The sequence below is a fragment of the Kumtagia ephedrae genome (genome assembly GCF_003012745.1).
GTDB classification, from domain to species: domain Bacteria; phylum Pseudomonadota; class Alphaproteobacteria; order Rhizobiales; family Rhizobiaceae; genus Kumtagia; species Kumtagia ephedrae.
Genome location: NZ_PXYK01000026.1, coordinates 1 through 18,729, shown reverse-complemented (window position 1 = coordinate 18,729; position 18,729 = coordinate 1). Strand labels below are relative to the sequence as shown.

Below are 18,729 nucleotides of genomic sequence, written 5' to 3'. Positions count from 1 at the left end.
TGGGTAGCAGGAGGCAACCTGATGGCGATCAGCGCTGAACTGGGTGAGACGCTCGAACAGGTGGTGACTGAATTGGTCGCTACCGGGCGCTATAATTCCAAGAGCGAAGTGCTGCGCGAAGGCGTGCGGCTGGTTCAGGAGCGCGAGGCGCGCCTCAATACGCTTCACGCCGCCCTAGAGCGTGGTCTTGCGTCGGCCGATGCCGGGAGGGTGGAGGATGCTGAGATCTTCCTGGACCGTCTTGAGCAGAAATATCTTCGCATGGCCGGCGAATGAAGCTCGTCGTCACCGACGATGCGAAAGAAGATATCGAGCGAATTTCCGACCATATCTCGACGGATAATCCGCGAGCCGCGGCTCGTCTCGTGAAGGAGTTCTTGCGGAGCTTTCGCGAGATCAGGCAGCGGCCGCGTGCGTATCCACGAGCGCCGAAAACTCCGGCGAAAGGTACACCGCAACTACCTGATTTTCTATCGTGGCACGGAGGACAGGATCGAAATCATCCATGTGCTGCATGGCGCCATGGACTACGAGACGGTTTTGGGGGAACGCGAATAGCCGCGTTCCCAAAACGACCGAAGCCAAGTGGGTCGGTTGGCGACCGGCCCCCTTACGCCGCGCCGCTCATCTTCTGCTTCTCGAAGCGCTTGCGGTCGTTCGGATCGAGATGCAGCTTGCGCAGGCGGATGGTCTTCGGGGTCACCTCGACCAGCTCGTCGTCCTGGATCCAGGCCAGCGCCCGTTCCAGCGTCATGCGCACCGGCGGGGTGAGCCGGACCGCCTCGTCCTTGCCGGCGGCGCGGATGTTGGTGAGCTTCTTGCCCTTCAACACATTCACTTCCAGGTCGTTGTCCCGGGAGTGGATGCCGATGATCATGCCCTGATAGACCTTCACGCCCGGGTCGATGACCATCGGGCCGCGATCCTCCAGGTTCCACAGCGCGTAGGCGACGGCCTCGCCGGCTTCGTTGGAGATCAGCACGCCGTTGGTGCGGCCGGCGATGTCGCCCTTGTAGGGCTCGTAGGCATGGAACAGGCGGTTCATCACGGCTGTGCCGCGCGTGTCGGTCAGAAGCTCCGACTGGTAGCCGATCAGGCCGCGCGTAGGCGCGTGGAAGACCAGGCGCTGCCGGTTGCCGCCGGACGGGCGCAGCTCGACCATCTCGCCCTTGCGCTCGCTCATTTTCTGCACGACGACGCCGGAATGCTCCTCGTCGACGTCGATGACCACTTCCTCGATCGGCTCGAGCAGCTGGCCGTCGTCGTCCTTCTTCATGACGACGCGCGGGCGCGACACGGCGATCTCGAAACCTTCGCGGCGCATGGTCTCGATCAGCACGGCAAGCTGCAGCTCGCCGCGGCCGGAGACGTAGAAGGAGTCCTTGTCGGCCGATTCCTCGATCTTCAGCGCGACGTTGCCTTCCGCCTCCCGCAGCAGGCGGTCGCGGATGACGCGGCTGGTCACCTTGTCGCCCTCGGTGCCGGCCAGCGGCGAATCGTTGACGATGAACGACATGGTGACGGTCGGCGGGTCGATCGGCTGGGCGGCCAGCGGCTCGGTGACGGCCGGATCGCAGAAGGTGTCGGCCACCGTGCCCTTCGACAGGCCGGCGATCGCGATGATGTCGCCGGCATGGGCGTCCTCGATCGGCTGGCGCTCGATGCCGCGGAAGGCGAGGATCTTCGAGATGCGGCCATTCTCCAGCAGGCCGCCGTCGTGATGCAGCACCTTCACCGCCTGGTTCGGCTTGATCGAGCCGCTCTCGATGCGGCCGGTGATGATGCGGCCGAGGAAGGGATTGGCTTCCAGGATGGTGCCGATCATCCGGAACGGACCGGCATGGACGGTGGGAGCGGGCACGTGGCGCAGCACCATTTCGAACAACGGCGCGAGGCCGTCGTCCTTCGGCCCCTCGGGCGCCTCGGCCATCCAGCCGTCGCGGCCGGAGCCGTAAAGGATGGGGAAGTCGAGCTGCTCGTCGGTGGCGTCGAGCGCCGCGAACAGGTCGAACACCTCGTTGACCACCTCGACATGGCGCGCGTCCGGCCGGTCGATCTTGTTGATGGCGACGATCGGACGCAGGCCGACCTTCAGCGCCTTGCCGACCACGAACTTGGTCTGCGGCATCGGGCCTTCGGCGGCATCGACCAGCACGATGGCGCCGTCCACCATGTTGAGGATGCGCTCCACCTCGCCGCCGAAATCGGCGTGGCCGGGCGTGTCGACGATGTTAATGCGCGTGTCCTTCCACTCGACCGAGGTGGCCTTGGCAAGGATGGTGATGCCGCGCTCCTTCTCCAGGTCGTTGGAATCCATGACGCGCTCGGCGACGCGCTGGTTGTCGCGCACGGAGCCGGATTGTTTCAGCAGCGCGTCGACCAGCGTGGTCTTGCCATGGTCGACGTGCGCGATGATCGCGATGTTGCGAAGTTTCATAAAGACCTTGCTCGGGAAGGGACACGCCGCAATTCGTTCAGGCGCCGTGCTTCATTGGCGCGGCTCTTAACGGATTTTTCGCAAATGCGAAAGGGGCCTGCCATGCTGCGGTGTGGCGGAACCTATGCGCCCGTGCCGGGGCTGTTGTGGCTGCAACGCGGGACTTGCGCCTGCGCATCGGAGGCGGATTCACGGCAATGCGTCATCAGACCACCACGAAATCGGCCGCCGACAGCGCAAGACCGGGCGACAGCGCGGCGAACTTCACGGGGGCGAAGGCGCTGGCCGAGCCGTCGGCGTCGTAGAACAGCGAGCCGGTGGTCGAGTTGTAGAGGATGCGGTCGTCGGCGTCCCGGGCTGCGAGCGCGATGTCCTTGAAGGCCGAGGCGTCGAGCGTGCCCAGCGTGGTCAGCGCCGTGAAGATGGCGTCGTCGAGATGGATGGAATCGTCGGCAACGCTGAAGTCGGCGATGCGGTCGACATTGCCGGCTCCCAGCGCGGTGGAGAAGCGGAAGGCGTCGGCGCCGCCCATGCCGAACAGCGTGTCGATGCCGCCGCCGCCATCGAGCGTGTTGTCGCCATTGTTGCCGCGCACCCACTGGCGGATTTCGTTGCCGGTCAAGTCGATGGCGGAGGTGGCGGTGAGCGAGGTGGTGTTGAGGTATTCGACGCTGACGCCGGCGGCCAGCACGAAATCGACGCCGGCGGCGAGGCGGTCGTGGCCTTCGGCGGCGATCTCGACGATCAGGGCGGCGGCGGCATAGACGATGTAGGTGTCGTTGCCGCCATTGCCGATCAGCGTGTCGGGCACGCCGTCGTTGGGGAGCGGCCCGGTGCCGCCGTCATGCAGGATGTTGGCGCCGTCGTTGCCGATGAGCGTATCGCTGAACAGCGAACCCCTCAGATTCTCGATGCCGGAGAGCGTGTCGCCGCTGGCATCGCCGGACGACACCTGCGGCCCTGGCAGGCCGAGATCGACCGTCACGCCCGCCGAGGAAGCGGCATAACTGACGGTGTCGTCGTCGGCCCCGCCGTTCAGCGTCTCGACCGCGGCGCCGCCGAGCAAGGTGTCGTTGCCGGCCCCGCCGTTCAGGATCGCCGCGCCGTTGAGGACATCGTTGCCGGCCCCGCCGTCGAGCGTGCCGGCCCCCGTTCCGGTCAACCGGTCGGCGAACGCCGAGCCGATGGCGTTCTCGATGCCCGACAGCGTGTCGCCCTGGGCGTCGCCGCCGCTGCCGGTGCCGGCGGCAAGGTCGGCGCTCACGGCCGCGGACGAACTGGAGTAGTCGACCGTGTCGGTGCCGCCGCCGCCGGTGAGGGCGTCGGCGCCGGCGCCGCCGATGAGAACGTCGTTGCCGAACCCTCCGGTGATTATGTCGTTGCCCGCCAGGCCGTCGATGCTGTCGTTGCCGTCGGAGCCGATCATGCGGTCGGCGCCCGCCGACGCGACCAGCGAAACCCGGAACACGTCGAAACCGGTGCCGTTGCCGTCGACGCCCACGCCGGTGTCGGTCGCCTGCGTCTGGAAGGTGACGTAACGGCCGTCGGCCGAGATCGAGGGCGTGTTCGAAATGTCGTTGAGCTCGCTCCCGTCGGCGGCGACGGACAGGCGCGTCACCGAGCCGGTCACCATGTCCTTCAGGAAGATGTCGCGCAGTCCGTTGGTGTCGCCCTGCACTAGGTTGTCGGCGGCGCTCATGAAGACGACGAAGCGGCCGTCCCCGGAGATCACAGCCTGGATGGACAAGTCGTCGCCCTGGCTGCCGTCGGTGGCGGTGGAGACCCGGGTGGTGGTGTTGGTCTGCAGGTCGCGCACGAAGATGTCGGTGGCGCCATTGGTGTCGCCGGCGACCAGGTTGGTCGCGTTGCTCTCGAACACGACGTAGCGGCCATTGCCGGAGATCGAGGCGGCGAAAGACTGACCGTCGCCCGAACCGCCGCCGGTGGAGGCCGAGACCAGGGTGGTGGTTCCGCCGGCGATATCGCGGACGAAGACGTCGGTGACGGCGCCGTTGCTATCGTTGGTCGTCAGGTTGCTGGCGGAACTGACGAAGGAGGCGCGGTTGCCGTCGTCGGACAGGCGGGCGACCAGGGAGTTGCCGTTGGCCTGCGACTCGTCGTTCGCCACCGAGATGCGGGTGACGAGGCCGGTCGACAGGTTCTTGACGAAGGCGTCGCTGAAGCCGTTGCTGTCGCCGGCCACCAGGTTGTCGGCGGTGCTCTGGAAGCCGATGACGGCGCCGTCGCCGGTGACGCTGACATTCTGGCTGGCCCCGTTTGCCTGACTGCCGTCCGACGCGGTCGAGACGCGGCTTGTCACGCCCGTCCACATATCCCGCATGAAGATGTCCAATGCGGCGTTGGTGTCGCCGCCGACAAGGTTGGTCGCCATGCTGTTATAGAACACGTAGCGGCCGACATCGGAGATGGCCGCTACGCTGGAGACGTTGTTGCCCTGCGTGCCGCCGGTCGCGGACGAGATCAGCGTCGTGGTGCCGGTCAGCGTATCGCGCAGGAAGACGTCGAAGAAACCGTTGACGTCGCCGCCCACCAGATTGGTAGCGGTGCTCTGGAACACGACGAAGCGGCCGTCGCCCGACATCACGCCGCCGGTGGCGATGTTGTTGGCGCTCGTGCCGCTGCCGTCGACCGAGACCCGGATGAGCGAGCTTACGTTGACGGACATGACAGGAATCTCCCCGGAAACCGAAGCTGATGGCGACGCGAGCCGGAAAACCTAAAAGAAAAGCGACATTGAACGGGGAGCCTGCTCGCGCGCTGACCTCGTCGTTGTGCACGATATACGTGTGCTTATGCCTCGGCAATAATCCAGTTGTTGGATGCCCCCGCCGAGAATTGGCCCTCCGGATCGGAGTGCAAATAACTACCCGTGCTGGAGTGCGTCCCTGAGAGGCGCGGCGGTTCCGCCGATCCAGGCGCTCGACGCCGCCTGCGGCGGCGGCATCGATTATGTCGCACGATCTCCTGCGGCGTCTTCTCCAGGACGCTGTGGCCGGCCTGCGCGTCGGTTGGACCGCGGCGAACCCAAAGGCTAAACGGAGTGGGGTCTACCCCCCAACCGCTATGCCTGCGACGTTACGCCGACCGCATCGGATCGAGCGTCACCTTGTAAAGCTCGTTGTCGTCGCGATCCATCAGCCGCACCGTCATCTGCCCGCTGGCGCCGTCTATGTCGGCCAGGCCGAAGAACTGCAGGCCGGCCGAGGGCGGCAGGTTCTGGCCCTGCTCGGCGGTCGGCGCCTTCACGAACTTCAGCTCGGGGCCGAAGGTCATGTCGAGCTCGCCCGGCCCGAAGGTGCCGGCATGGATCGGCCCCGACACGAACTCCCAGAACGGCGTGAAGTCCTGGAACTTCGCCTTTTCTGGCGTGTAGTGATGCGCGGCGGTGTAGTGCACGTCGGCGGTGAACCACACGACGTTGTCGATGCTGGCGTTCTTGACGTAGCGCAGCAGGTCGGCCACCTCCAGCTCGCGGCCCTTGGGATCGCCGCTGTCGCCGTTGGCGATCGCTTCCGCGCCCTTCTTGTCCTTGGCGTTGTCCCACACGATGATGCCGATCGGCATGTCGGAGGCGATAACCTTCCAGGTGGCCTTCGAATTGGCGAGCTCGCGCTTCAGCCAGCGCATCTGCTCCTCGCCGAAGATGCGCGAGGCCGGCGTCATCTCGTCTTCCATGGCAGGACCGTTGGGACCGCGATAGGAGCGCAGGTCGACGAAGAACACGTCGAGCAGCGGGCCGTAGGCTACCTTGCGGTAGACGCGGCCGGGTTCGGCCGGCTCGAAGCGGATCGGCGTCATCTCGTGGAAGGCGCGCGCGGCGCGCGCGTTGAGCAGCGGCACCGACTTTTCCGTGTAGCGGTCGTCGGCGGAAAGGTCCTTGGAGGCCGACCAGTTGTTGGTCACCTCGTGGTCGTCCCACTGGAAGAAGGTGGGGAGCGCGGCGTTCATGGCGCGCACATGCTCGTCCATGAGATTGTATTTCCACTGGCCGCGGAACTCGTCCAGCGTCTCGGCGACCTTGCGCTTCTCGTCGGTGACGACCTTGTTCACCCACTTCGTGCCGTCCTTCAGCTCCACCTCCTCCTTCAGCGGGCCGTCGGCATAGATCGTGTCGCCGGAGTGCAGGAAGAAGTCGGGCTGGTGCTTGAGGATGGTGGCGTAGCTGTACATGCCCTTGTCGTCGATGCCCCAGCCCTGGCCGACCGTGTCGCCGGACCAGGCGAAGCGGACGTTGCGCTTGGAGGCCGGCGCCGTGCGGAAGCGGCCGACGATCGGCTCGGACACGGTATTGATGTCGGAAAGGTCGGCCGCGACCATGCGGTAGAATATCTCCTGGTCGGAGGCGAGGTCGGTCAGCAGGCGCTTCACCGCGAAATCGCTTTCCGGCAGGGCGCCGAGTGACGGCAGCTTTACGGCGTTGGCGAAGCTTTCGGTGGTGGACACCTCGAACGCGACGCTGGCGGGACGGTCGACGCGGGTCCAGATCATGGCCGAATTGACGTCGACGTCGCCGGACTGCACGCCGTGCGTGAAGCTCGGCCGCTGGTTGGCGCGCGAGTAATAGGGCATGGCCAGACCCGACAGGCCGACCAGGCCGGCCGCTCCGGTGGTCGCCAACAATGCGCGACGGGTGATTTTCTTGCTGACGGGGTTCATGGCTGTCTCCGGATGGCTTTGAACAGGCGCGCGGAAACTCGGGCTTGCGGGTGACAGGCGGGTGTCGCCCCGATGAAACTTCTATGACGCTTCGATGGCGGAGGAAACGCGGCTGGCATCAGCCCCGCCCGGGCCGCTTTTTCCGTGTCTGGAACCTGACCGCGCATTCCAGCCGATGCGTGAGTTCTCGATCGGATATGGCGTCCAGGCGTACCAGGATGGCCGGCCAGCCCTTGTAGTGGTCCGTCTCGAAATAGATGTCGGGCGCCGCTTCCATCAGCGCCGGCTTCTCCTCCAGCGGGCACATGACGACGACCGTCCGCGGGTCCTTCACGCGGCAGATCGACTTCTTGCCGACCTTAAGCGAGGGCGTACCGTAGGAGGTGCTTTCGACGACGCCGGGAAACGCGGCCGCCGCCTTGCGCAGCCGCACGAACGCGGGTGCGAGCGTATCCTCCTCGATCGGGTCACGCTGCGAGACGGCCGGGCTCCTGGGTATAGTAGCTGATATAACGCTGCTGGATTTCCTTGACCGGCAGCACGACGAAGACGTCGACCGTTTCGAAATCCCGGTCGACGACGCAGCCGTCGCCGATGCGCGCGCCGAGCCGCAGATAGCCTTTGATCAGGGGCGGCATGCGCGAGAATGCCGATTTGGCGTTGATCGCCTCGGCCGGCATCAGGTCCATGCCGACGTAGCGGCCGGGCAGGGCGCTGACGTCGAACTCCGGCGTCGCGCGGCAGTTCCGCGCCAGGAAGGACAGCGCTTCGGCATGGGTGGCCGGAAGGCTGCCATGGAAGGAGGCGCAGCCCGCCATCACGTCGATGTCGTGGTGCAGCACATAGGCCCAGATCGCCTGCCACAGCGTCTCGATCGTGCGCTTGGAACGGTAGGCCGGCAGCACGCATGAGCGGCCGAGCTCGAGGAAACGCTTGCCCGGATGCCGGCTAATCAATCCGCCGAGATCGAACTCGTCCTCGGAGTAGAAGCCGCCCGCCAGCGCTGCGCCCTCCTCCCTGAGCATCCGGTAGGTGCCGACGATGCGCCTGTGCTCCGGGCCGGGCAATGACTGGTCGAAGACCAGGATGTGATCGCACACGGCGTCGAAACGGTCGGCATCGCGGCGGTCGAGCACCTGCAGCCGGTTGCTCCCGGCGCCGAGCTCCTCGTAGAAGACGCTGTAGCGCACCTCCTGGGCGGCGGCGATCTCGGCATCGTCGCGGGCGAGCCGCGCCTCCAGCGGGCCGATGCGGCCGAGCGTGCGGCCGGCAATGCCGGGCCCGGGCTCCACGCCGGGAACCAGCCCCTTCACGTCCATGGCGACATCGACCGACGGAACAGCTGTTTGCACGGGTGATTCTCCTTCGAACAGCCGGCACGGCTTCGAGATACTGGCGCTGTGCAACAGATGTATGAAAGTACCGTGACGGCTGCACGCGCTCAAGCTCATGGCCGCTGACATTTAGGTTATCTTCGCCGGCTTCGGCCGTCGTTGAGACGGCTTCAGACCAGGCGCTGCTCGACGGCATGGACGAGCGCGTCGGGATCGATCGGCTTGGTCACGAAGCCGCTGGCGCCGTGGGCGAGCACGTCGTGGCGGGTCTTTTCCTGGCTGTCCGCCGACAGCACCATGATCGGCACCGGCGGCAGGTCGTTCTCCTCCTCGTGGCGGCGGATCAGGGCTATCGCCTCCAGCCCGTCCATGATCGGCATGTGCAGGTCCATCAGCACGACGTCGTGCCGATCCTTGCGCGGGCTGGTGACGGCTTCGACCGCCGCCTTGCCGTTGCCGACGACCTCGACCCGGTGGCCGGCCTTCTGCAGCGTGGTGCGGGCGAGCAGCGCGTTGATCTCGTTATCCTCGGCGAGCAGGACGGACAGGCCTGAGAACCGGGCGCTGCGGCCCTTGGCCGGCCTGCGGACGACGGACGCGGGAGCGATGCTGGAGGCGACGGCGGCGCCCGACAGCAGAACGCGCAGCAGCGTCTCGCCGCGCACCGGCCGGGCGAGGAAGGTCACGTAGCCGCTGGCGCGGAAGTCACCCAGCGCGCCTCGGTCGGTCGGCGCGATCAGGGTGATCGCCTGGCTCGAGGAGAAGCCCGCCTGCTTCAGCCGCTTCAGCACGCGCCCGTCCGGCGATTCCAGCGCCGCGTCGACCAGCAGCGCGTCGCAGGGTCCGGCCAGCTCCAGCGCCTGGTCGATCGAATAGGCGACGTCGACGGTGCCGCCATAGGCGCGGATGGTGCGGGCGATCGCGTCGCACTCCACCTCGTTCTTCGACAGGATCACCGAGCGGTGGCCCTCCAGCACCAGGCCGCGGGCCAGGCCGGCGGTCGCCTCCAGCGCCGGGAGCTCGAAGGCGAATTCGGAGCCGAGCCCGTAGTCGCTGGAAACCGTGATCGTGCCGCCCACCGCCTCGACGATGCGGCGCGATATGGCGAGGCCGAGCCCGGCGCCGCCATGGACGCGCGTCGAGCTGGTGTCGGCCTGCTCGAACTCCTCGAAGATGCGGTCCATGTCCTCCTTGCGCAGCCCCGGTCCGGTGTCTGCCACCGCGAAGCGCACCATCTCCATGCCGTCAGGGCCGGGCTTCAGCGACACGGTCACCAGCACGCCGCCGGTTTCGGTGAACTTGATGGCGTTGCCGACGAGGTTGAGCAGCACCTGGCGCACCCGTCCGGGATCGGCGGTGATGGTATGCGGCACGTCCGGCGCGACATGGCAGCCGAGGCCGATGCCCTTGGCGAAGGCGCGCGAGGCCAGCAGCTCGACCACGCCCTCGACCGTCTCGCGCGGCGAGATCGGCTGCGGCTCCGGCACGAAGCGTCCGGCCTCGATCTTGGAGAAGTCGAGCAGGTCCTCGATCAGCGCCAGCAGGGCGCTGGCGGAGGTCGACACCGCGCTCACATAGGTCTTCTGCTCGGCCGAGAGATTGGTGTCGGCGAGCAGCTTGGCCATGCCCATGATGCCGTTCATGGGTGTGCGGATCTCGTGGCTCACCGTCGCCAGGAAACGCGACTTGGCGAGGCTCGCATATTCGGCGCGCTCGCGCGCCCCGATCAGCGCGGCCTCGGCCCGCTTGCGCCCGGTGATGTCGCGGGCGATCGCCCGGTGCGACACAGCCGCGCTGGCAAGATCGCGCACCGACAGCTCGATCCAGGAGAACCAGCGCGTTCCGGCGGGCGTATGGATCGACACGTCGGTCGAGCTCAGGCATTCGCCCTCGGCGAAGGCGGCGTCGGGGACCATGCCGACCTCGATGCCGAGATCGGCGAGCCGCATCCCGACCAGCTCGTCCTGCGGCCGCCTGACCAGGTCGGCGAAGACGCGATTGGCATAGACGATGCGTCCGTCGCGGTCGCGATGGATGACGAGGTCCCCGAGCGCATCGATGAGGCCGAGAAAATGCTCCTCGCTCTCATGCATCTCCCACATGCGGTCGGCGAGGCTTTCGATGCGGGCGGGCGTTGCCGTCTCCGCCGCTTCCGCCTGCGGCCGCCGACGGGTGCCGAGGCCGCGCACCAGCACTGCCAGGCCGACGGCGCCGAGCGCCAGAAAACCCATGACCAGGACGGCCTGGGCATTCAGGAAATAGGCGGCTGCCGCGAGCAGGGGGGCGGCGATGACGATGGCGGTCTGCAGCACGACGAGCTGCGGTTTGGTCGGCAGCGAGCCGGCCAGCGGGTCGACAGGCGCGGCCTGCGGCAGGACCGGCGCTTCGACGCCGCCGTCCATGCTCTTGCCTTCGAGGGTGCTGTGGACGATGGGGGCCGTCATCCGGTTATTCTACTCCGGCGTCGTTCCCGAAGCTTTCTGCAATTCGCTCGCATTTTAGCGTTCCGCCATTTTAAGGGTGCGGCGCGAGCATTCCGCCGGCCGGTTACGTCTGGCGCCCGCCTGATCCATCGTCCGACGAAGCTTCCTTTCGCGCCTGCCGCCAGGAGAGCAGCTCCTGCAGCACCACCGCGGCGGCGCCGACCGAGATGAAGGCGTCGGCCAGGTTGAAGACCGCGAACGACCAGACCGGGGTATGGAAGAAGATGTAGTCGATGACGTGGCCGTGGATGGCGCGGTCGATCACATTGCCGATGGCGCCGCTGACGATCAGGGCGAAGCCCAGCCGCGCCAGCACCTGCCGCGGGTCGGAGCGCAGGGCGAGATAGAGCACGAAGGCGATGACGGCAATGGAGATAGCAACCAGCCCGCGGTCGCCGACCCAGGAGAACATCGAGAAGGCGACGCCGGTGTTGTAGGTGCGGTAGAGCGCCAGGAACGGCAGCAACTCGACCGGGTCGTGCATGGCCAGCCGCGTTTCCACCAGCCATTTGATCCACTGGTCGAGGGCGATGCCGGCGGCGGCGATCCCCGCATAGATGTGCCATGAAGGTGCGCGCATCAGGCCTCGTCCGTTGCAAGCGTCAGCGCGGCGCGCCGGATCTCGAACAGCATCACTCCGGTCGCCACCGCGAGGTTGAGCGAATCGGCGCGGCCCGCCTGCGGGATGCGCACCAGCTTGTCGCAGGTCTCGGCGAGCGCGTCCGGCAGGCCCTGCTGCTCGTTGCCCATCAGCAGCAGCACCGGCTTTTTCGCATAGTCGACGCTGCGGTAGTCGACGGCGCCCTTGAGATGCGTGCCGGCCACCAGCCCGGCAAAGCCCATGCGCCAGGCGAGAAAGGCCTCCTGCGTCGCCCGCGCGACGGGCACGGCGAAGATCGAGCCCATGGTCGCCCGCACCGTCTCCAGCCCGAACGGATCGGTGGTGTCGCCGACCAGGATGATGCCCTTGGCGCCGACGGCATCGACGGTGCGCAGCACGGTGCCGAGATTGCCGGGATCGCGCACCCGGTCGAGCCCCACCCAGACGTCGCCCGGTGCCGGACGGATGTCGGTCAGCTTCAGGAAGCGCTGCTCGAACACGCCGACCACCGTCTGCGGATTGTCGCGCCTGGTGATCGCCGCGAGAATCTTTTCCGAGACCTCCAGCACGTCGCCGCCGGCCGCCACCGTGCGTGCCGCGACCTTTTCCACTGCCGGGTTGCCGAGGGCGGATTTCGCGAACACCAGCGTCTTCACCCGCCAGCCGAGGTCGAGCGCGTCGATGACGAGCTTCAGGCCCTCGGCCATGAAGGCGTTCTGCTGGTCGCGGAACTTCTTCAGCGCCAGCGCCTTCAGGTCTTTCACCAGCGGGTTGGACAGGCTGGTGACTTCCTTGACGCGCCCGACACGCAGTTGGCCGGTCATGATGCGCCCCCTCCACCACGCTTCGCGTGGTCCCCCTCCCCCGTAAACGGGGGAGGATCGAACGGCGCAGCTGGTTCCTCCCCTGCGAAGCGGGGGAGGGGGACCACGCGAAGCGTGGTGGAGGGGGCGCTGCTCAGGGGTGAACGACTCATCCCGCAACCCATCTGGAAAACAATGACGTGGAAAGCGCCCGCCCGGCGCCCTTCTCGCGGATCACCAGCTCGCCCGATTCGACGCGGCCGCCCATGCCGGCGAAGGTGTCGCGCATCAGCGCGTGGATGGCGAAGAAGGAGGCGCGGATCGAATAGGCGGTGAGCACGACGGCGAGCGGCTTCGGCGTCAGGATCGACCGGCAGATGTCGGCCAGCCTCGGCAGGTCGTCGAAGAGCTGCCAGACCTCGCCTTTCGGGCCGCGACCATAGGCGGGCGGGTCGAACAGGATGATGTCGTAGCGGCTGCCGCGGCGCTCCTCGCGCTCGGCGAATTTCATGGCGTCCTCGCAGATCCAGCGGATCGGCTTGTCGCCGAGCCGTGCCATCTCCTGGTTCTCGCGCGCCCAGCCGATCGCCTTCTTCGAGGCGTCGACATGCGTCACTTCCGCGCCGTCCCTCGCCGCCATCAGCGAGGCCAGCCCGGTATAGCCGAACAGGTTGAGCACCTTCACTGGCCGCTTCGCGCCGGCGATCAACCCGGCCATGTGATCCCAATGCGTAGCCTGCTCCGGGAACACGCCGACATGGCGGAACGAGGTGAAACGGCCGAGATAGTCGATGCCGTCGTGACGCATCGGCCAGGTCTCGCCGAGCGGCTGTTTCGGGAAGCGCCAGCGGCCCAGCCCTTCCTCGTCGGTGTCGCCGGTGAAAATCGCGTCGGCCTTGCGCCATTCGCCCTCCGGCAAGGCCTTGCGCCAGATCGCCTGGCCTTCGGGGCGGACGATACGGTAGGCGCCGTACTGTTCCAGTTTCTCGCCATCGCCGGAATCGAGCAGCGCGTAGTCGTCATTGGGTAGGACTTCGAGGATCACCGGCAGGCGCTCGGCCGGCAGCATGCCTTCGCGGCGTGGGCGCGGCTGTGCCTCTGCTTGCCGCTCGGGCGGGCGAACTGCCTGCCCCTGCTGGCGCCGGTCGTCGCCGCGATTGTGACGCGCTGGTTTCAAACGATCGCCTCGCTGGAAGATGCCGTCGCTTCTGCCACAGCCGGCAGGACGGCGCAACAAAGGCGGCTACGGGCTGCTCTGGATGGTGAGCAGGGCGGAGAACAGGGCGACCAGTCCTGCCGACTTTGCCGCCGCCACGACCATGTGCCCCGTCTCCCACTGCCGCCGGATCGTCTCGAAATTCTCCGGCATCGGGCCGGGCTTCCAGGTGGCGAGGATGTTGTTGGCGGGCAGGACGATTGCGATCCAGGCAATGAGCGCTGCCGCGAACAGGACGGTCGCGGCGAGCGCCAGCCCGAAGGCCGGGCTCTGGCCGCGCAGCATCAAGGTGAGCACGGCGGGCGTGATGATCGCCAGGAGGTCGACCGGCGCGCCGACCACTGCGAACAAGCGGTACTGCTGGTTGAAGACCGTGGTTTCGCGCCACAGCTCCGGCGACCAGAGCTGGATGCGGGGCACGGACTCCAGCACATGCGCGAAGGACGGGCCGAAGCTCAGCGCCGCGACCAGGGCTGTCAGCAGGGACCAGAGAAACAGGGGCCAGCCGAGGGTCATGATGCCGAACCGCAGTGCGGCGCCAAGGTTCCCGCGCGACCCTTTGATGCGTCAAGGGTGGCTTGACCTTAGGCGCCGCCTATTCTGCGCTTGCTGCCCTGAACACCGCCACGCCCGCCGCAAGATCCTCCAGTGCCGCCCCAACCGACTTGAACAGCGTGATCTCATCAGCGCCGCTGCGTCCGGGTTTTTCGCCGCGGGCGAGCTCGTGCAGGTCGGCGACGATGGCGTTCGGCTTCAGAACGCCCGACTGCAGCGGCTGCACGATGTCACCGGCCTCCTTGGTCGCTCCGGCGCGGGTATCGACATAGACCTTGGCGCGGGAGATGGCGTCGTCGTCGGCCTCGCGCATCGAGGGCGTGAAGCCGCCGACGAGGTCGACATGCGTGCCGGGCTTGAGAAGCGCGCCCTTGACCAGCGGCCGGGTCGAGATGGTGGCGCAGGTGACGATGTCGGCCCAGCCCAGCGCCGCGTCGAGATCGGCGGCGGCGGCGGCGGCAAAACCGTCCCGCCGCAGCGCCTCCGCGGCCTTCCCGGCATTGGCCGGGGTGCGGTTCCAGATGCGGATGTCGCGGATCGGCCGCACGGCCGAATGCGCCCGGGCGAGGAAGGCGCTGAGCGCTCCGGCCCCGACCACCAGCAGCTTCGAGGCGTCGTCGCGCGCCAGGTAGGTGGCGGCGAGTGCCGAGGCGCAGGCGGTGCGCCACTGCGTCAGCCTCTGGCCGTCGATCAGCGCCTGCGGTTCGCCGGTCCTGCCGTCGAGCAGCAGGTAGAGCCCCATCACCGCCGGCTTGCCGATGGCGTTGTTGTCGGGCGAGACGGTGACGATCTTCACACCGACATGGCCGCCGTCCGAGGTGCCTGCGGCGTTGAAGTCGGTCCAGGCCGGCATCAGGAGCAGGGTCGAGGCCGCGCCGTCCGGCCGCTCGACCGTGTGATGGTGGCGCACCGGCTGCACCGCGCCGGCGCGGAAGGCGTCCCGAAGCGTCTCGACGAGCCCCGGGAAGGTGAGCGAGCGGTCGACCTCTTCGGCCGAAATCATGCGCATGCGCGGTCTCCTTGCGCCTGGGACCGCACCATCCTGGAGCATGATCCCGAAAAGTTGCAGACTTTTCGGACAAAGATCATGCGGCAAAACAAAGAGATAGAGCAGAATGCCGTTTCATCTGGATCGCATTTCGCTCTAGCGGCTGGGCCCGGGCAGTGCCGCCGAGGCCCTGGCGGCCTGTGCCTGGCGGCTTGCGGCGCCGTGCGCCGCCTGCGCTTCCAGCCCGCGCTGCCGCGCCAGCTTGCGGTAGCGGCCCTGCCTGAACCAGGTGGCGAAGCTGCCGATGACGAGGCCGACGGCCAGCGCGGCGAACATCAGGAAGAACAGCGGCAGTTGGACGGTCAGCGCCGGATTGCCGGGATTGAACGGGTCCAGCGTGAACGGCGTCAGGCCCCGGTTGGCGACGGCGAGCGCGATCAGGACGATGGCGAGTGGCACGAGGACCACGACGAGGATGAGGCGATTGACCATGATCTTCCGCTGCCGTTCGGCTGGTCCCGTCCTTATTTCTGGGAGTTCAGCCTTTCGCGAAGTTCCTTGCCGGTCTTGAAGAACGGCACCCACTTCTCCTCCACCTCGACCGTGTCGCCGGTGCGCGGGTTGCGCCCGGTGCGCGCCGGCCGGTTCTTGACCGAGAACGCGCCGAAGCCGCGCAGCTCGACGCGATTGCCCTCGGCCAGCGTCTCGGTGATCTCGTCGAATATGGCGCTGACGATGTTCTCCACGTCGCGCAGGAAGAGGTGCGAATTGCGGGCGTGGATGATCTGCACGAGTTCGGATTTGATCATGAGCTGTCCCCCTTCAAACAGATGAATCCAAAAGCATGCGAATGATTTTGCTGATGTTTTAGGCTGGCCGGAAACCAGTCAAGGGTGCCAGACCGATACGAGGCCGTCAAGGAACAAGCGGTCCGCTCCGGTCTCCTTGAGCAGGTCGGCACCGGCGCCTGGGAAACCCATCGCCCTGCCGGCCGCGTCGGTCAGGGCCCGGCCGAACAGAAACCCGCTGCCGCTGTCGGTCGGCTCCCACTCGATCACCTGAAGGTTCTCCGAAACGCCCTTGCCGGCGAGCCAGGCGATCGCCTCCTTCTCGCCGCCGAGGCCGTCGATCAGCCGCTTCTCCAGGGCCTGCCGGCCGGTGAAGACCGAGCCGTCGGCGAGCGTCAGCACCTCGGCCCGCGACATGCCGCGGCGATCCGAGACGAGGCCGACGAACCAGTCGTAGCTGTCGAGGATCATTGAGCGGATCATCGCCTTCTCCTCCTCGGTGGTGTGGTTGAAGGGCGACGGCTCGGCCTTCAGCGGCGACGACTTCACCTCGTCGAGGGTGATGCCGAGCTTGTCCATAAGGCCGCTGAAGTTCGGGAACTGCGCCAGCACGCCGATCGATCCGACGATCGAGGATTGCCGCGCCACGATATGGTCGGAGGCGCTGGCGATCATGTAGCCGGCCGACGCCGCCAGCGTGCCGACCTGCGCCACCACCGGCTTCTCCGCCGCAAGCGCCCTGACCGCGTCGAAGATCGCCTCGCCGCCCGCGGTCGTGCCGCCGGGTGAATCGATCGACAGGATGACGCCCTTGACGGCCGACGACTTGCGGATGTCGTCCAGCCGCTCCATCAGGTCCTCGTCCTCGAGGATCGTGCCTTCGATCTTGACCTTGGCGATGTGGCTGGCCGACTTGCCGGCGAAGCCGTCGCCGTAATAGGCGGACGCCGCGGCGACGATCGCGATGGCCGCGATCGCCAGCGCCACGACGCGCCAGAAGGTCAGCTTGCGTCGCAGTCTGCGGCGGTCGATCAGGTCCTCTGCGGTGGCGGCCATGTCTTTCCTCGCGAGACGGAAAGCGCCGTATCTAGCGCAAGCCGCCGGTCCCCGCTACCCGCCATGCGCGAGGGCGCTGGACACGAGAGGGCTGGAACGCAACACGGGCTGACTGTTCCCTTACGATGCGCGAGTCCTCTGCCTCATTCGCCGTAGCCGACGATTCCCTTGATCTCCAGGAAGTCGTGGATCGCCCAGTCGGCATATTCGCGGCCGTTGCCGGACTGCTTGTAGCCGCCGAAGGGAGCGAAGACGTCCCAGTCGGGATAGTTGATCGACACCTGGCCGGCCCGCAGCCGCGCCGCGACTTTTCGCGCATGGCCGATGTCCTGCGACTGCACATAGGCGGCGAGCCCGTAGACCGTGTCGTTGGCGATCCGCACCGCGTCGTCCTCGTCCTCGTAGGAGATCACCGACAGCACCGGTCCGAAAATCTCCTCGCGCTCGATGCTCATGCCCGGACGGACATGGCCGAACACGGTCGGGCGCACGTAATAGCCGCGGTTGAGATGCTCTGGCCGGCCGGGGCCGCCGGTCACCAGCGTCGCGCCCTCCTCGATGCCGCTGTCGATCAGCCGCTGCACCTTGTCGAATTGCAGCTGGCTGACGACGGGACCGAGCTGCGTGTCCTCGGCGCGCGGGTCGCCGACCTTGAAGCCTTCCGCCGCCTTCTTGGCGATCGCCAGCGCCTCGTCGTGGCGGCCGGCCGGCACCAGCATGCGCGTCGGCGCGTCGCAGGACTGGCCGGAATTGCCGAAGCAGCCCTCGACGCCCTTTTGCACGGCGACCGCGAAATCGGCGTCGGGCAGGATGATGTTGGCCGACTTGCCGCCGAGCTCCTGGGCGACGCGCTTGACCGTATCGGCCGCGGTCTTGGCGACGATGATGCCGGCGCGCGTCGAGCCGGTGAAGGAGACCATGTCGACGTCCGGATGGCCGGCCATGACCTGGCCGACATCCGGGCCGGTGCCGTTGACGAGGTTGAACACGCCCTTCGGCGTGCCGGCGGCGGCAACCGCCTCGGCGAAGACGATGCCGCTGATCGGCGCGATCTCGCTGGGTTTCAACACCACCGTGCAGCCGGCGGCGATCGCCGGCGCGACCTTGCAGACGATCTGGTTGAGCGGCCAGTTCCACGGCGTGATCAGTGCGCACACGCCGATCGGCTCCTTCACCACCATGGTGGTGCCGCGCTTCTCCGTGAAATCGTAGTCCTCGAAGGCCTTGATGGTGGCTTCCATGTGGGCGCGGCCGGCCCAGGCCTGCGCCTCGCGCGCCCAGGTGATCGGCGCGCCCATCTCCTGGCTCGCCGCCTGGGCGATCTCCTCGTAGCGGTCGTTGTAGGCCTGGAGGATGCGTTTCAGCAGGTCGAGCCGCTCCGCCTTGCTGGTCTGCGAGAAGGACGGGAACGCCGCCTTGGCCGCCGCCACCGCGCGGTCGACATCGGGCTTCGAGCCGACGGAGATTTTTGTATAGGCCTCTTCGGTCGACGGATCGATCACCTCGAGCGTCGCCGGCACGACCGGATCGACCCATTCACCATTGATGAAGAAGCGCAGGTGGTTGGTCATGAAGGGGGCTCCCGTTGTCCTGATTGTCGCTTGTCGTTGGCGCGCAGCATCGGGCAGGCGCGGATTTGACGCAAGCGGACAGGGCGGCGATTTCAGGGCAATCGCTTCAGGTTAACGCGGTTGGGGTAGCGGATCAGGTGTGATGTGTGATTCATGGGCGGCTTCGCTAGATCGGAGCCGTTTATGACCCGTCCCGCCGTTTCGTCGCGCGCCATCCTGG

General features: G+C 67.1%; 16 protein-coding genes and 1 pseudogene. 2 read left to right on the top strand and 15 right to left on the bottom strand.

The window, feature by feature from the left end; translation table 11 throughout:
* Window positions 1-21: 21 nt before the first annotated feature.
* Window positions 22-276 carry a type II toxin-antitoxin system ParD family antitoxin gene (locus C7I84_RS22665; protein WP_106774501.1) on the top strand — a complete coding sequence of 85 codons (255 nt, stop codon included), beginning with the start codon at window positions 22-24 and terminating at the stop codon, window positions 274-276.
* A pseudogene (locus C7I84_RS31080) lies at window positions 273-558 on the top strand (type II toxin-antitoxin system RelE/ParE family toxin). The gene C7I84_RS22665 and the pseudogene C7I84_RS31080 overlap by 4 nt, the downstream one beginning before the upstream one ends.
* 52 nt (window positions 559-610) lie before the next feature.
* On the opposite strand, the gene typA reads toward C7I84_RS31080, so the two are convergent.
* From typA to C7I84_RS22585, 15 genes are all read right to left on the bottom strand, one after another.
* Window positions 611-2,437, bottom strand: a complete 1,827-nt coding sequence (gene typA / locus C7I84_RS22655; protein WP_106774499.1) for a translational GTPase TypA — start codon at window positions 2,435-2,437, stop codon at window positions 611-613.
* Between the two features lie 205 nt (window positions 2,438-2,642).
* Window positions 2,643-5,123, bottom strand: coding sequence for a beta strand repeat-containing protein (locus C7I84_RS22650; protein ID WP_106774498.1), 2,481 nt, complete (start codon window positions 5,121-5,123; stop codon window positions 2,643-2,645).
* A gap of 410 nt (window positions 5,124-5,533) precedes the next feature.
* The gene (locus tag C7I84_RS22645; protein WP_106774497.1) at window positions 5,534-7,114 is read right to left on the bottom strand and encodes an alkaline phosphatase D family protein; all 1,581 of its coding nucleotides are present in this window, start codon (window positions 7,112-7,114) and stop codon (window positions 5,534-5,536) included.
* 118 nt (window positions 7,115-7,232) lie between these two features.
* The gene (locus tag C7I84_RS22640; protein WP_245428570.1) at window positions 7,233-7,547 is read right to left on the bottom strand and encodes an MmcQ/YjbR family DNA-binding protein; all 315 of its coding nucleotides are present in this window, start codon (window positions 7,545-7,547) and stop codon (window positions 7,233-7,235) included.
* A gap of 34 nt (window positions 7,548-7,581) precedes the next feature.
* On the bottom strand, window positions 7,582-8,433 hold the full coding sequence (olsB, locus tag C7I84_RS22635) for a l-ornithine N(alpha)-acyltransferase (protein WP_106774495.1): 852 nt from the start codon (window positions 8,431-8,433) through the stop codon (window positions 7,582-7,584).
* Window positions 8,434-8,618: 185 nt separating this feature from the next.
* On the bottom strand, window positions 8,619-10,892 hold the full coding sequence (locus tag C7I84_RS22630) for a response regulator (protein WP_106774494.1): 2,274 nt from the start codon (window positions 10,890-10,892) through the stop codon (window positions 8,619-8,621).
* Window positions 10,893-10,995: 103 nt separating this feature from the next.
* Entirely contained in the window at window positions 10,996-11,511 is a 516-nt protein-coding gene (gene lspA, locus C7I84_RS22625; protein WP_106774493.1) for a signal peptidase II, read from the bottom strand.
* The gene (locus C7I84_RS22620) at window positions 11,511-12,356 is read right to left on the bottom strand and encodes a TrmH family RNA methyltransferase (RefSeq protein WP_106774492.1); all 846 of its coding nucleotides are present in this window, start codon (window positions 12,354-12,356) and stop codon (window positions 11,511-11,513) included. The genes lspA and C7I84_RS22620 overlap by 1 nt, the downstream gene beginning before the upstream one ends.
* A 148-nt stretch (window positions 12,357-12,504) precedes the next feature.
* On the bottom strand, window positions 12,505-13,512 hold the full coding sequence (locus C7I84_RS22615) for an RsmD family RNA methyltransferase (RefSeq protein ID WP_425351383.1): 1,008 nt from the start codon (window positions 13,510-13,512) through the stop codon (window positions 12,505-12,507).
* Window positions 13,513-13,578: 66 nt separating this feature from the next.
* Window positions 13,579-14,067 (bottom strand): hypothetical protein, encoded by a 489-nt coding sequence (locus tag C7I84_RS22610; protein ID WP_106774491.1) that lies wholly within the window; start codon window positions 14,065-14,067, stop codon window positions 13,579-13,581.
* A gap of 79 nt (window positions 14,068-14,146) precedes the next feature.
* On the bottom strand, window positions 14,147-15,115 hold the full coding sequence (lhpI, locus tag C7I84_RS22605) for a bifunctional Delta(1)-pyrroline-2-carboxylate/Delta(1)-piperideine-2-carboxylate reductase (RefSeq protein ID WP_106774490.1): 969 nt from the start codon (window positions 15,113-15,115) through the stop codon (window positions 14,147-14,149).
* 135 nt (window positions 15,116-15,250) lie between these two features.
* Complete coding sequence (locus C7I84_RS22600; RefSeq protein WP_106774489.1) at window positions 15,251-15,586, bottom strand: LapA family protein; 336 nt, start codon at window positions 15,584-15,586, stop codon at window positions 15,251-15,253.
* Window positions 15,587-15,618: 32 nt separating this feature from the next.
* Window positions 15,619-15,903 (bottom strand): integration host factor subunit beta, encoded by a 285-nt coding sequence (locus C7I84_RS22595; protein ID WP_106774488.1) that lies wholly within the window; start codon window positions 15,901-15,903, stop codon window positions 15,619-15,621.
* 78 nt (window positions 15,904-15,981) lie between these two features.
* Window positions 15,982-16,938, bottom strand: a complete 957-nt coding sequence (gene sppA, locus C7I84_RS22590) for a signal peptide peptidase SppA (protein WP_106774487.1) — start codon at window positions 16,936-16,938, stop codon at window positions 15,982-15,984.
* A 143-nt stretch (window positions 16,939-17,081) separates the two neighbouring features.
* A complete protein-coding gene (locus tag C7I84_RS22585) occupies window positions 17,082-18,509 on the bottom strand; it encodes an aldehyde dehydrogenase family protein (protein WP_106774486.1) in 1,428 nt (475 codons plus the stop codon).
* Between the last annotated feature and the right edge of the window lie 220 nt (window positions 18,510-18,729).